Genomic DNA, 14,358 nt, shown 5'->3' on the forward strand with positions numbered 1-14,358 from the left:
TTCTTATTTTAAGATTCCTTAGTGTAGCTATATCTCTTTCGCAATATTGAAAATCACGTTAAGATTCCTACTGGACAATTCCTCCAGAGGCAGTTTTACGTAATGAAAGCAAAGTTCACAGGCCATGACACTTTTCCTCTGCGTTATGGGTGGTTATATAAAGCAATTAACCATTTGAATTCAGGTGGTATTTTTTCAAGTTCCGATGAGAATTGTATCCGTGATTCAGTTGTGAAGCTTGGTGTAGGCAAAAACATGGTAAAGGCTATTCAGTACTGGGCTGAATCGAGTAATGTGATTAATGCTGAACGGACTAACAATTCAGTTTGTCACAGAATTACAGAGAATGGTGAATATCTGTTCGGCAATTATGGCGATGTAGAAGGGAAAGATCCGTATCTAGAACAGCCGGGGTCGGTTTGGCTATTACACTTTTGGTTAAATTTTAACGACGAGCAACTAACTGCTTATCGCTATTTTTTTAATTATGCTAACGTTCAGCATTTTGAGAAGATGAAGCTAGTAGAAGACTGTTATGAGGATGCAAAACGTCTGGTTAAAAGTGAAGCTGGTAACATTACGACGATAAAAAAAGACATGGATTGTTTTTTAAATATGTATAGCAAAAAAATTAAAATAAGTACGAAAATGGTAGATGAAGATCATTTCACTTCCCCCCTAACTGAACTCAATTTAATACAAGACAACAGTCGCTCTTTTTATATCAGCAACTTAACTGAACGTCCTGAACTACCCATTCAAATATTTATTTATGCACTTCTTGAGTTTTTCAAAATTGAAACTAAGGATTCTAAAGTTAGCACGATAGATTTCGATTCGTTGCTGACTAAACCGTGTTCGCCAGGGCGAATTTTTCGACTGTCTGAATCGGGGTTAGGGCAACAACTAGACGAAGCTCAGAAGTACACTGATAGAGGCATATCTTGGGTTGATTCTTTAGGGTTGCGTCAAGTTTCGGTTTCAGAATCGTTGACAAAAAATACGACTAAATTTCTAAACGACTATTATGGCAAATCTAATGTCTGACTCTCTTATTGTTATTAATCAGCGCTACAAAAGCTCGACGCGCATTGACACCGAAAGTAGAGATTTAACTCAATTTATTGATGCTTTTATACTGCATGGAACAGCTATCAATGTTCTTGATACAATTAGCCGGGAATTTGAAGGTAGCGCCCAAAGAGCTTACACGATTACGGGGCCTTATGGCTCAGGAAAGTCTACGGTAGCACTGTTTTTGTCTTGCCTACTCTCAACAGATTCTGGCCAAAGAAGCTACGCATTAAAAAAACTAGATGGATCTACAAGTTCAGTTAAAGATTTGGAAAAACGTTTTAACATTAATAATGGTTGGAAAACGGTTAAGCATGTTTGCGGCCTAGAGGCTCCGGCAAACAGCCTGTTGATAAGTTTGTTAACGGCATTTAACCGTGAATTTAAGACTGAAGATATTGCTAAGCTAGATGATTATAAATGTCTGGCTAGAGTTAAAAAACTTTTGCAAGAACAGAACGAAAACGAAGATGGTGTTTTAATTTTACTAGATGAGATGGGTAAAGCATTAGATTATCAATCACGAACTAATAAAGATTTGCACTTATTTCAATCTCTAGCTGACATAGTACAGCAAGCAAAATTACCTGTGCTACTAATTGGCTTTTTACATCAAGCTTTCTCAGAATATGCTAAAAACAAAGACACTAAAACACAGCAGGAATGGAGCAAAGTTCAAGGCCGCTATCGCGATGTAAGCTTCAATCCTTCTATTGATGAATCTTTAGTTTTGGTAGGCGACTCAATATTCAGATCGCCTAAGGTAAATACTTCTATTGAGTTTCGACACAAAGAGCTACTAGATATAGTCAGTTGTGCTTTTGCTAACCAGAATAAGAATCAAAATGCATTAAGCAAAACACTGCCACTTGATCCTCTTGTAAGCTTATTGATTGGCCCAGTTTCACGTCGTCGATTTTCGCAAAATGAGCGTAGTTTATTCGGTTTTTTGGCTTCACATGAAAAGTTTGGTTTTAGAGAATTTTTGGAAAAAGAATATAGCTCTATCAATGAAGAGTTACATTTGTATCGCCCTGAAATGTATTGGGACTATCTACATCACAACTTACACCATCTAATCGTTACCTCACAAGACGGTAAAGCGTGGTTGGAAGGTTGTGATGCAATTTATAGAGCAGAGCAAAAAGGTGGCGAGCTTCACATAGCGATAGCAAAGTTAATTGCGTTATTAACAATATTTGGTTTTCATCATCAATTGCATGCGAAGCGATTGTTTATAAAGAAATATTTTGTAAAACGTGGTTACTTAATAAATGACGTAGAACAATCACTATTAGAATTAGAAGCTTGGACTGTTGTCATATATCGACAAAAGCATGATGCTTTATTTGTGTTTCAAGGTAGTGATATTGATATCAATAGCTTGATCAGTGAGACAGTTAACGCTATCAGTCATGGTGTTGATTGGACTGATATATGCGACATACCACAAAATATCTTAGCTACCGCACATTACCATAAGACAGGAACAATGCGTTGGGTAACAACTAAGTTAGTTAATAGATATTACGAAGATGAATTCAATTCTTTTATAAAGAAGCCTTTAACTGGAGAAGCTTTTTCCTCATTTATTTTGTGTGTTAATGACGATGTTTATAATGCAATTAGTCATCGTGAAAAAGACTTACACTTTGGTATAGTAGGTAAATTTGGCGACTTTTCTAACCTTAGAAATGCTGCGATTGAGCTAATTGCACTTAGACAAATACTTAAAGATGAGAAAAAAATTGTTCATGATTTAATCGCTAAAAACGAGTTAGAAAACCGTATAAAACTTGCTCAATCGAATGTAAACGACCTATTGCAATATGCATATGAAAATGCAGTATGGTCTCATCTTGGTAACAAGCTGCCGAACTCTCCATTAAGTACTATTGCATCAAAAATTGCTGATTTTATATTTGATAAGTCACCTTCGGTTATCAACGAGCTTGTTAATCGCTCGAAACCTTCAGGAAGTGCTAATAGTGCAATTCGCAAGTTAATGAGTGCAATGTTTACAAGTGGCAATAAGAAAGATCTTGGTTTTGATGAAACATCCTTCCCTCCTGAGAAAGGGTTGTATCTCTCATGTCTAAAAAGCAAAGGTTGGCATACTGAAACACCAGAAGGCTTTTTATTTCCTAGCATCTGGAGTACTAAAGCCATAGAAGCTGCTCCAAACATGCACGCCTTATTTGAAAGTGGTTTTGAATTTATAAAAAAAGAATCTGTAGAAAAACACGTCACTATGGCTGCACTTTACGAAATGTGGATGTTACCGCCTTTTGGTTTGACTGCTGGTCTTTGCCGTATATACGGCTTAGCACTTTTAAAGGCTCTGGAAGGGCAATTAGCTTTTTATGACTGGGACTCCACTAATCAATTTATTTTTATCCCTGAACTTGATGAAGAGTTAGTTAATAAAATATACAAGCATCCTGATGAAGCGGGTGTTAGATATTTCGAGATTTCTGAGATACAGAGCCACTTACTTGATAACCTAGCTAAAGCAACCCTGGGTGAATCCAAAAATGATGCGGCCATCTTAAATATTGCTAAGCACATAGTTAGCATAGTGCACAAACTGCCAGCCTGGGTTAAAAAAACCAGCGGTGAAAGCTTTACCGGTGACAAAACAAATGGCCTGACAAAGCAAGCAAGAGACTTTAGAAATAAAGTTATTGCAGCAAATGACCCTTACAAACTAGTTCTTGATGACTTACCCGCGGTTTTTGGTTATGACAAGGATGACCCAACACTTGAAGACAAACTTGGCCAAAACCTAAAAACAGCAATTGAAGATCTTAGTGCTCAACATGAAATTTTGTTAACTGGTTTCAAGCAAATTATTATTAATGCTTTAGGCGAAAATTTTAACGCTGCTTTGAAAGAACGCTGTGAATTTATTGAGAAAATTGCAAAGCGCCCTACTGTTAAAGAACTAGGCTCTCGACTTGCTCAGTTTATTGACGGTACAACGAAGTTTGAGTTTATCGTAAACTTGGCAGTTGGCGCACCTGAACGTAATTGGACTGATAAGTTATTGCGAAATGGTTTAGATGAATTACAAAATTTATGTGTGCAATTTAGGCGAATTGAGTCATTTGGTACAATTCAAGCAAAAGGAACGTCAAAACCCCTCGCTTTTATTACTACTGATGTTAACGGTAACCATCAGGAATTTGGCGGTTTTATAAAGTATAACTTAGAAGCAGATACTGACGTAATATCAGCGGTAGAGAGCATTCAAATTTCCATCTCTAATATTTCTAAGGAGAAACAACTCGCGGCACTTACGAGTTTACTAGCCAATTTGATGGAACAAACTGAACCAGAGGCAAATAATGACTGAGAAAGTTAAACATGTTTTAGGCCTTTCGGGAGGTAAAGACAGTAGTGCTTTAGCACTATTTGTAAAAGAAACTTATCCAGATTTGGATGTTGAGTATTTTTTTACAGACACCGGATATGAGCTACCAGAAACTAATGATTTTATTGATAAGCTTGAGGAAAAGCTTGGTTATATTCATCGATTAAATTCACGCTCCTTGAATAATATAGAAGGACGAGGCGAAAAAAACTTTGCCCACTTATTAAAAGAGCATGGAAACTTTCTCCCCTCTCAAAGAGACCGGTGGTGTACCGTACAAATGAAGCTTAAGCCATTTGAACAATGGCTGGATAGTTTCATAAAAGATGGCTACAAAATTAAAAATTATGTTGGAATTCGTGCCGATGAGCCTGAACGAACCGGTTACATGACTATCGAAAAACCAATAGAGTCAGTGTTCCCATTCAGAGAGCATGGTATTGTTAGAAGCGATATAGAGAATATATTGCAACGCAATGGGTTAGAGCTCCCAGACTACTACAAGTGGCGGTCTCGCTCAGGTTGCACATTTTGTTTTTACCAAAGGAAAATTGAATGGGTGAAGCTAATGGAAAAACACCCCGACTTATTTGAAGAAGCAAAAGCCTTTGAGAAAGGTGATGAAAATAACACGACTGTTGGTGAACGTTTTTATTGGATGGGCCAAGGACAACCATTAGAAACGCTTGAAGACCCTGAAGTTCAACGGCGGATTATTGAAAATCACGAGAAAAAAGTAGCTCGGTTTAATACGAAGAAAAGGCGCAATGCACTTTTAGGTGATTTTGAGGGCTACTGTGAATTTAACGAGCTAGACGACATTTATGATGAAGCGGAAGGCGGCGGCGCCTGTGTAACATGTTATAAATAGACATACCATTGAGCGGCTATATTGCCGCTCTTTTTATTGCAAAAACTAACTCGTCAATATCAGAATACGTGATCTCATTTGTAAAGCTTATACGAAAAGTTGAGTTAGCAGCCTCTCGATCCAAACCTACCGCAGTTAACACATGCGACGCTTCAATTTCCCTTGATGAGCACGCTGAGCCTTGAGCCAAACAAAAACGATGCTCATTATCACTAACTAATACACTTACATTAGTATTGGGCAATGATAAAGAAACAACATGGGGTAGCGCCTTGTCATCACCATTTACCGTATACGCAACGTCAGATCTCTGTAAACTTTTTAGTAGATAACTGCGTATGCCCTTTTCTTTAAATACCTGATAATAATTTGAGAAAATAGATATTGCAGTTCCAAAACCAACAATTTGAGGTGCTGCTACTGTACCACCTCTTAATCCTTGCTCTTGCCCAGCGCCATGGATAACAGGCTGTAATTCTCTTTTACGTAAATCGCGAATATACACTGCACCAATACCTTTGGGACCGCCGATCTTATGTGCTGAAAATGACATAATATCAATATTCATGTCATCCACATCAATTTCAGTCTTACAAAGACTTTGTGCTGCATCACTATGAAAAAGTACTCCTTTTACATAGCAAATAGCACCAATTTCAGCAATTGGATTTACTGTACCAAGCTCATTGTTTACATGCATCACAGACACAAGAGCTGTATCGTCTCTTATTGCTTCTTCAACACTGTGGGCTTCAATTATTCCTTGAGCATTAGGCATTACGATTGTGATCTCAAAGCCGCATGTTTTTAAGTACTCACAAATTGCAAAAATGCACTTATGTTCAATAGCGCTAACAACAATATGTTTTTTACTTTTATCTTTTTTCCCAAATAAAAGACTCTTAAAGGCAATATTGTTTGATTCTGTAGCACCACTCGTAAAAACAATCTCGCTTGGGTAAGCGCCAATTTTTTCAGCTAAGGCGGCACGCACCTCATCAATACTTTTTAAAGCAAGCTCACCTAACAAATGACTTGAAGCTGAATTAGCAAAATGCGTTTCAAATGCTTGGATTAATGCAGTTTTTACTTCAGGAAGTATAGGATAAGAGGCTGCAGAATCTAAATAGATCATTAAATTTCACCATGTTAATTCGAAAGTCAGTTTAACCTGACAACAAGAAAATGAAAAAAAGATTAATCAGCATTGGTGTCTATTGCTCTGTAATTCCTTCCAAAAATTTAAACCAAGCGGAAATTACAACTGCTGGATAATCGAATAGTTTTGCTTCTAATAACTCAAGTGCGCAACACTTAAACAAACAGAACGCATTTGTAAAATGCGTTCTGCGAAGAGTCGTTTATACTGATATAGTTAACACATTCAAAAAGGCAATTACAAAATCGCACTGCTTGATTTAGGTTAAATAATATCGGAATGAACTAACGTTTATTCACACTTATATCTCAAACACAGTCTAGTATATTCAGTGAAGAGCGAATAGCGTGAGTAACATTTGTAGCTAAGGCCGAAACCAGTATAGAGGTTGAGATCCAGGCCACACAATTGCAGATTATGGCTGCGCTTGTTAAGCAACTAGATTATAAACTCCATTTTTTTTTAGTACAATTATTCATCCTATTGTTTTTCATTATCAGTGCATGGATTAATACTCTTTTCATAACAAAAGCAAGATGTAATCTAAGTAAGTATCTCATAAATATTGTTTATCTATATTGGAGATATAGATATCGACAGATCTGACAAGCTATGATGGTAACCTCATGACTCTAATTACAGCAAAATATGATTTTAAGTGACTCAATTACCCGTCGAAGCCTTCGATTGCTCCATGCTATCAATATTCTCCATCAGCGAGGCTTCCAAAACTTAGCCATTTATCCTTATATGCCTCGATGTGGCCTTTACTGGCAGCTAACGTTGTTGCCTCTGCAGTCACTTTATAAATCTCAAAAAAATGAATTAGCTTACTACTCCTTTGGCAAATTGTTAGAAGCTTATCATTCAAGTGAATTTTCAGGTAATGAGTACTTTGGCTGGGCAGATTGCAAAAGCTATTCAGCTGAACAACTCGCTGATGCCATTGAGAATCGACTTCCAGAACTGATGGCATTCTGCAAAGCGAACAATTCAACTTACGTTGGCTGGTTCAATAGTATGCTCACTTTCGCTAGAGCAGGTGCATTACCTGTCGCTTTTAGAGAGTATTCTGAACCACCAAAAAACGGCATGCTTTCAACATTAAAAAATGTAGTTATACCGTTGCCAAATGTACCAGCGTCCTTATCGATACGTGGCAAAGATTATATTCGACGAAACTATTGCTCCACTGAGTGGCGCACAACTGATTGGCATGAAGCTTATCACTCCATAATTGATTCAATCGTCGATTGCACTAATATCGCACTACCTAAACTGCCTGAAAAGACATCCGAAATTTTTGATTTTGGGGCCTACTGGGAAGGGGCAATCTATTGGCTGCATCAACATATGAATATATCAACTTTTGCAGACTACCTAACCTTTCTTAACTCACCTGGTCGTTTTGCATCAGGCGCGTTCTTCATGCAATCGTTTAATGACCAAGGCCAGCTACAATATCTGACTGCATTTTTTGCAAAAAGACAGATTATAGCTAACAGACTAAGCAGCGATGAAGAAAAGCTTTACTGGACTCAATGGTTAAAAACGTTTGAACTTCACGCCAAATCTTCTTATCTAGCAGAAATACCGAATCCTTACTTTGGTGGCGATAATTCTTTGCATTTAGGGTTAGGGTTACCTGAAGCACAAACTCGTCCTTCGTATCTGATATTCCCTTAATTCAGAAAAGTTTAAGCTATCATTATTAGATGTTTTGTTAAAGCGATACATGCTCTATGAATTTCATCCAAAGATTTTAATAAGTGCATTAATTAAAACAGCAGGCAGAGGTCAAATTTGAGCATTATTAGGCAAGCTAAAAAGTAGAATGGTCACGATATGGTCACAACGTGGTCACAGGGCATAAAAAAACCACTTAGCTTTCGCTTAAGTGGTTGATTTATATGGTGCACCCGCCGCGATTCGAACGCGGGACCTCTGCCTCCGGAGGGCAGCGCTCTATCCAGCTGAGCTACGGGTGCAACCGTCGCACTTTTATGCGAGCGCGCATTATAGACAGGCTTTACCTTTAAGTCTATTGCCTTGCCGTGCGTTTTTTAAGCAAACAGTTTATTGCGAGTGATTGCACCGCTGGTAGCGACAGGCTAGAGTAGATTTATTAATGTCTTCGGGCGTTATTTAATGGATGGCTTTTTGGGTGAGTCGCGCTTATTTTATAGAACACATGCGCGGCCACATTGGCTACTAGCGCTATCTACAAGGCAGTTGTTTTTACTTTGATTTGCCTGCAGCTTAACAGCCAATATTGCCTGGCACACATTGCCAGTGCAGACAAAAAATAGTGTGCGGCCTACTAAAATTTGCACTTACCCTGCTTTTGTCTTAATTTGCTTACCATTGGCTGCAAAGCCCGATATTTTATATGCCACATTTGGCATACTACAGCCAAGACAGCGTGCACCATTAAGCGCTGCTGATAATCAAAAAAACGGCCTTAGCCGTAACCACGCCACGGAGACATAATTATGCGCAAAACATTACTTGCTACCGCGATAACAGCTATTTTTGCTCTGAGCGCTTGCTCAGACAATAGTGCTCCCGCTCAGGTAGAAAACACACCATCAGCCGCTGAGACTACAGAAGTGACTAGTACTAACCCGTTTTTTAAGCAAAGCAGTTTGCAATATCAGGCACCAGATTTTAGTGCTATAGATGATGACCATTTTTTACCTGCCTTTACTGAAGGTATGGCTCAGCATATGGTTGAAGTAGAAGCTATTGCCAATAATGAAGCGGCACCAACCTTTGAAAACACCTTGGTTGCACTGGAAAAAAGTGGCGAAATGCTTACCCGGGTGTCGCGGGTATTTTATAACCTTATTGGCACCGACAGTAACCCGCAGCGCCGGCAGCTGCAGTCTGAGCTAGCACCAAAAATGGCCGCCCACTCTGACAATATTAATTTAAACCCGGCATTATTTGCCCGCATTAAAACCCTTTATGATAACCGCAACAATTTGCAGTTAGATGCCGAAGCAATCAGGCTGGTTGACGTTTATTATGAGCGCTTCGTACGGGCAGGTGCGCAACTAACCGAGCAACAAAAAACCGCAATTCGGGCGCTAAACGAAGAGCATTCAAACCTGACCACGCAATTTGCCCAAAACCAACTGGCAGAAACCAAGAATATTGCAGTGGTGGTAGAAGATAAAGCGCAACTGGCGGGTTTATCTGCGGCGCAAATAACCGCTGCCAGCACTGCTGCTGCAGCAGCCGGCCATGATGGCAAATACCTGATCAGTATTACCAATACCACTCGCCAACCTATTTTAAGTCAGTTAGATAACCGCGAACTGCGTAAACAAGTATGGGAAGCCTCTGCTTTTCGTGGCCAGAGCGGCGAGTTTGACAGCACGCCACTGGTAAGCCGCTTGGCACAACTGCGGGCAGAGCGGGCAGAGCTGCTGGGTTATGCTAACTGGGCCAGCTATGGCCTGGAAGCACAAATGGCCAAAACACCACAAGCCGTATTTGACATGCTGGGCAGCATGGTACCGGCGGTAGTAGAGAATACCAAAAAAGAACTGGCTGATATTAATGCCATGATTAAACAACAAGGTGGTGATTTTGCAGCCCAAGCCTGGGACTGGGAATACTATGCCGAGCTGGTACGGCAGGCCAAATACGATTTAGATGAAGAGGAAGTAAAGCAATACTTTGAGTTTAACCGGGTATTGGAAGATGGCGTATTTTATACTTTAAACCGCTTTTACGGTATTCGGTTTGAACCACGCCCAGACTTACCGGTATATCACCCTGATGTAAAAGCCTATGAAGTATTTGATGCCGACGGCAGCAGCCTGGCTATTTTTTACGCCGATTACTTTGCCCGCGACGGCAAACGCGGCGGTGCCTGGATGAGCTCTTTTGTTGGCCAGTCACACTTACTGGGCACCAAACCGGTGGTAGTGAATGTGATGAACATTCCAAAAGCACCTGAGGGCGAGCCAACGCTTATTAGCTACGACCATACCACCACCATTTTCCATGAATTGGGCCATGGTATTCACGGTATGTTCTCTAATGTTAACTTCCCAACCTTGGCGGGTACGTCGGTATCGCGCGACTTCGTCGAATTCCCATCTACTTTTGAAGAAGACTGGGCACAATATCCGGAAGTATTGGCCAACTATGCCAAGCACTACAAAACCGGCGAGCCTATTCCAAAAGAATTACTGGATAAAGTGTTGCGTTCACGTAGCTTTAACCAGGGTTATGACACGCTGGAATATATGTCAGCGGCGTTATTAGACATGGAATGGCACTCGCTTGCTGCCGATTTGCCACTGCAGGATGTTAATGCCTTTGAAGCTGCCGCACTGAAAAAGCACGGCGTAGATTTAGCAGCAGTACCACCGCGCTATAAGTCGACCTTTTTCTCACATTCAATGGGCGGTGGTTACTCAGCCGGTTATTATGCCTATATGTGGAGTGAAATTCTGGCAGCCGATGCGTATGCTTATGTGCAAACCCGTGGTGGTTTAACCCGTGAAAACGGTGATCACTATCGGAAAAACATTTTGGAAGTGGGTAATTCACGGCCCACCATGGACTCTTACAAAGCGTTTCGCGGTGAAGAGCCTACTACCGACGCACTGTTAATTCGCCGCGGTTTAAAAACCAACGTGCAATAAAGCACGCGGCTTAACCAATGTCGGTTAACCGCTAACAAAAAAAAGCCCCGCTAATTCGTAGCGGGGCTTTTTTGTTTGGCGGTTTAGCCAACGGGCAAGCTAACTGCCTGCCAGTTGCATTTGGCTAATTAATACAGACCCCGTTAACACGCCACCACGGCGATCCACATCGTTACCAACCGCTGCGATATTCATAAACATGTCGGCCAGATTACCGGCTATAGTCACTTCCGCTACCGGAAACTGAATTTCGCCATGTTCTACCCAAAAACCGCTGGCACCACGCGAATAATCACCCGTTACGGTATTAACGCCCTGCCCCATCAACTCGGTTACCAGCAAACCTTTCCCCATTTGCCGGCATAATGCCGCTAAATCGTCATCGCCATGGTTTATTAGCCAGTTATGAATACCACCAGCATGGCCGGTACTAGCCATGCCCAGTTTACGGGCCGAATAACTGGTGGTTAAGTAGGTCGTTAATACTCCGCTTTCAATTACGGATAAATCGCGGGTTTTTACTCCCTCAGCATCAAATGGGCTAGACGCCAGCGCTTGCATTAAATGCGGCTGCTCGGTAATGGTAACGCCCGATGCCATTACTTGTTTACCAACTTTATCCAGCAAAAAACTGGATTTACGATAAATACTGCCACCGCTGATGGCCGACACCAGATGGCCAAACAGGCTGCTGGCAATGTCGGCGCGAAAAATAACCGGGACTTTTTGAGTCGGCACCTGCCGGGCACCTAAACGGGCAACCGTTTCCAGTGCGGCTTCACGGCCAATTTGTTTTGGATCAAGCAACTTGCTGTACTGGCGGGCCACAGTAAAACTGTAGTCACGCTGCATATCCTCGTCTTGCTCACCAATCATTACACAGCTAAAACTATGGCGCGAACTCGGATAACCAACCAACTGGCCATGGCTGTTGCCATACACTTTTAAACCCTGATGCGAGGAAAACGAGGCGCCCTCAGAGTTGGTAATACGCTTGTCGGTAGCAAAAGCCGCTTCTTCTGCACTGGCGCAGAGGCTAATTGCCAGCTCGGTGCTGATGCTGTCGGGATAAAATAAATCTAAGTCAGGTGGGCTTAACTCTAGCCAACCGGCTTCGGCAACGCCAGCATGCGGGTCTTCCGAGGTATAGCGGGCAATATCGGCCGCAGCAGCTACCGCCCGCTCCAGTGCCTGTGGGCTTAAATCGGCAGTAGATGCCGAGCCCTTACGCTGACCAAAATATAAACTAATACCCAGACCACCATCCTGGTTAAACTCCACCGTTTCTACCTCGCCGTGGCGGGTTTCGATACTTAACCCACGGGTGCGGCTCATTGATGCTTCGGCGCTGCTGGCACCCAGTTGCTTAGCGCGAGCCAACACGGCACTGACGGCTTGTTTTACTTCGGCAATTTCTTGCCAGACGTTTTGTTCTGTTACTTGCATAATTACTCTTGCTCATCGTGCTATTTGTGCCAAGCTTACCATAGACTGCAAGACGCTGCTGCCAGCACGCGTTAGTTTAGTGATATACTTAACCAATATTTGCTAATGAAGAAGCACCATGACCGAAACTGAATTTAAGTATGGCGACAGCAAATGGCTGGAGCAACCAGACCATATCAGCAAAAGCCAGATAAAACGTGACATGCTTGCTTTGCAAGCCTTGGGGGATGAGTTAGTGGCGTTAAGCCCGTCGGCCCGCACGCAGGTGCCACTTGACGAAGAATTGCTTGACGCGCTAAAGCTGGCCGATAAGTTGGCCAGAAAACGTGAAGCCTTGCGCCGCCATTTACAGTTTATTGGCCGCTTAATGCGTACCCGTGATATTGAGCAGATTGAGCACGCCTTAGCCGTTATGCGTAATACCAAGCAAGCCGCTGATAAGCAGTTTCACAAAGTGGAAAAGTGGCGTGAAAAATTACTGAATAACGACGATGCGCTAACTGACTTTATTGCCGCTTACCCGCAGGTAGAAGTACAGCAACTGCGTTTATTAATCCGTCAGACCAAAAAAGAGCTGGAAAAACAGCAGCCACCTAAGGCATTTCGGGAATTATTTCAGTTAATCCGGCCGCTTATCTTGGCCGGTGAGGCCAGTTAACTACACAGTATGGGCGCATAGTTGCGCAGCTTACTGTTGAAATAAGTAGGGCGCCACCAGGCGCCCTACTTATTTATATCCAGAGACTTTTATCCAGAGATTATCTATCCCGAAACTTTGGTTAACCAGCCATGCGTATCCGCTGCCCGGCCCCACTGAATATCATTTAGCGCCTGGCGCAGTTTTAAGGTGGTGGCGCCGGCTTCACCATTACCTACTTTATAATCTGTGCCGTTAGCAATTAAGGTGCCTACTGGCGTGAGTACTGCTGCGGTGCCAGACAACGCCGCTTCAGTACCTGGCTTAGCAGCTCGTTCCAGTAACTCGGTTACGCTTAATTCACGCTCAGACACTACCATGCCCATATCGCGGGCCAGCGTTAACACTGAATCACGGGTTACGCCATGCAAGAAACTGCTATCCAGTGCCTTGGTAATAATTTCATTGCCGTCGATCAGCATAAAATTGGCCGCGCCGGTTTCTTGTACATCACCAGCCGGACAAAACAATACCTGATCAGCCTGCACACTGGCCCGGGCTTTTAAAATCGGTTGCAGCGCGCTGGCATAATTACCGCCACTTTTTACCATACCCATATGGGCGGCACAACGGGTTCCGTTTTGCTCCAGCAATAACCGCAACGGCTTAGTACCACCGGCAAAATAGTCACCTACCGGTGAGAGCAACACATATAACATAGAACTGGCCGTTGGCGCTGACGCTTTACCAATTGCCGCCTCCGTACCAATGTGGGTAGGCCGGATATACATTGAACCTGGTGGCTCTGGCACATCACTGGCGTACTGGTTAACAATATCGATGATCATCTGACGTAAAATAGCGGCATCGGGTTTGGGTAACGACAACAATTCGCTGCTTTGTATTAAACGCGCAACGTTTTTATCCATCCGAAATAAATTAATCGAGCCATCGCTATGCTTAAAGGCTTTTAAGCCTTCAAAGCAAGTACTGGCATAATGCAGTACATGTGCGCCGGGGTGCAGGCTGATACTATCAGCAGCAACAATTTGCGGGGTGCTCCAGGCGCCCTGCTCAAAATGGGTTAATGCCATCTGTGGCATAAAAACACTACCAAATGCAGCCATTGTTGTTTCC

At 42.2% G+C, this 14,358-nt stretch carries 9 protein-coding genes and 1 tRNA gene; 6 read left to right on the forward strand and 4 right to left on the reverse strand.

What is annotated here, in order from left to right; genetic code table 11:
• Positions 1–102: 102 nt before the first annotated feature.
• The 3 genes from VT06_RS13395 to VT06_RS13405 are packed head-to-tail and all read left to right on the forward strand — an operon-like array spanning position 103 to position 5,318.
• Positions 103–1,047 carry a DUF4007 family protein gene (locus VT06_RS13395; RefSeq protein ID WP_046554825.1) on the forward strand — a complete coding sequence of 315 codons (945 nt, stop codon included), beginning with the start codon at positions 103–105 and terminating at the stop codon, positions 1,045–1,047.
• Positions 1,040–4,429, forward strand: a complete 3,390-nt coding sequence (locus tag VT06_RS13400; protein WP_046554826.1) for a hypothetical protein — start codon at positions 1,040–1,042, stop codon at positions 4,427–4,429. The genes VT06_RS13395 and VT06_RS13400 overlap by 8 nt, the downstream gene beginning before the upstream one ends.
• The gene (locus tag VT06_RS13405) at positions 4,422–5,318 is read left to right on the forward strand and encodes a phosphoadenosine phosphosulfate reductase family protein (protein WP_046554827.1); all 897 of its coding nucleotides are present in this window, start codon (positions 4,422–4,424) and stop codon (positions 5,316–5,318) included. Before VT06_RS13400 ends, VT06_RS13405 begins: the two co-directional genes overlap by 8 nt.
• 16 nt (positions 5,319–5,334) lie before the next feature.
• On the opposite strand, the gene VT06_RS13410 is transcribed toward VT06_RS13405, so the two are convergent.
• On the reverse strand, positions 5,335–6,453 hold the full coding sequence (locus VT06_RS13410; RefSeq protein ID WP_046554828.1) for a cysteine desulfurase family protein: 1,119 nt from the start codon (positions 6,451–6,453) through the stop codon (positions 5,335–5,337).
• A 672-nt stretch (positions 6,454–7,125) separates the two neighbouring features.
• On the opposite strand from VT06_RS13410, the gene VT06_RS13415 reads away from it, so the two are divergent.
• Entirely contained in the window at positions 7,126–8,163 is a 1,038-nt protein-coding gene (locus VT06_RS13415) for a hypothetical protein (protein WP_046554829.1), read from the forward strand.
• 225 nt (positions 8,164–8,388) lie between these two features.
• Here the strand turns inward: VT06_RS13415 and VT06_RS13420 are convergent.
• Positions 8,389–8,465: transfer RNA gene (locus tag VT06_RS13420), tRNA-Arg, on the reverse strand.
• Between the two features lie 504 nt (positions 8,466–8,969).
• On the opposite strand from VT06_RS13420, the gene VT06_RS13430 reads away from it, so the two are divergent.
• Positions 8,970–11,138: a M3 family metallopeptidase gene (locus tag VT06_RS13430; protein ID WP_046554831.1), complete on the forward strand. Its 2,169-nt coding sequence runs from the start codon at positions 8,970–8,972 to the stop codon at positions 11,136–11,138.
• Between the two features lie 99 nt (positions 11,139–11,237).
• Here the strand turns inward: VT06_RS13430 and pmbA are convergent, their stop codons facing one another.
• Positions 11,238–12,584 carry a metalloprotease PmbA gene (pmbA, locus tag VT06_RS13435; protein WP_046554832.1) on the reverse strand — a complete coding sequence of 449 codons (1,347 nt, stop codon included), beginning with the start codon at positions 12,582–12,584 and terminating at the stop codon, positions 11,238–11,240.
• Between the two features lie 118 nt (positions 12,585–12,702).
• On the opposite strand from pmbA, the gene yjgA reads away from it, so the two are divergent.
• Positions 12,703–13,242, forward strand: a complete 540-nt coding sequence (gene yjgA / locus VT06_RS13440; protein ID WP_046554833.1) for a ribosome biogenesis factor YjgA — start codon at positions 12,703–12,705, stop codon at positions 13,240–13,242.
• Positions 13,243–13,346: 104 nt separating this feature from the next.
• On the opposite strand, the gene VT06_RS13445 is transcribed toward yjgA, so the two are convergent.
• Entirely contained in the window at positions 13,347–14,348 is a 1,002-nt protein-coding gene (locus VT06_RS13445) for a branched-chain amino acid aminotransferase (RefSeq protein WP_046554834.1), read from the reverse strand.
• Positions 14,349–14,358 lie beyond the last annotated feature (10 nt).

Source organism: Arsukibacterium sp. MJ3, from assembly GCF_000987765.1.
GTDB lineage: Bacteria > Pseudomonadota > Gammaproteobacteria > Enterobacterales > Alteromonadaceae > Alishewanella.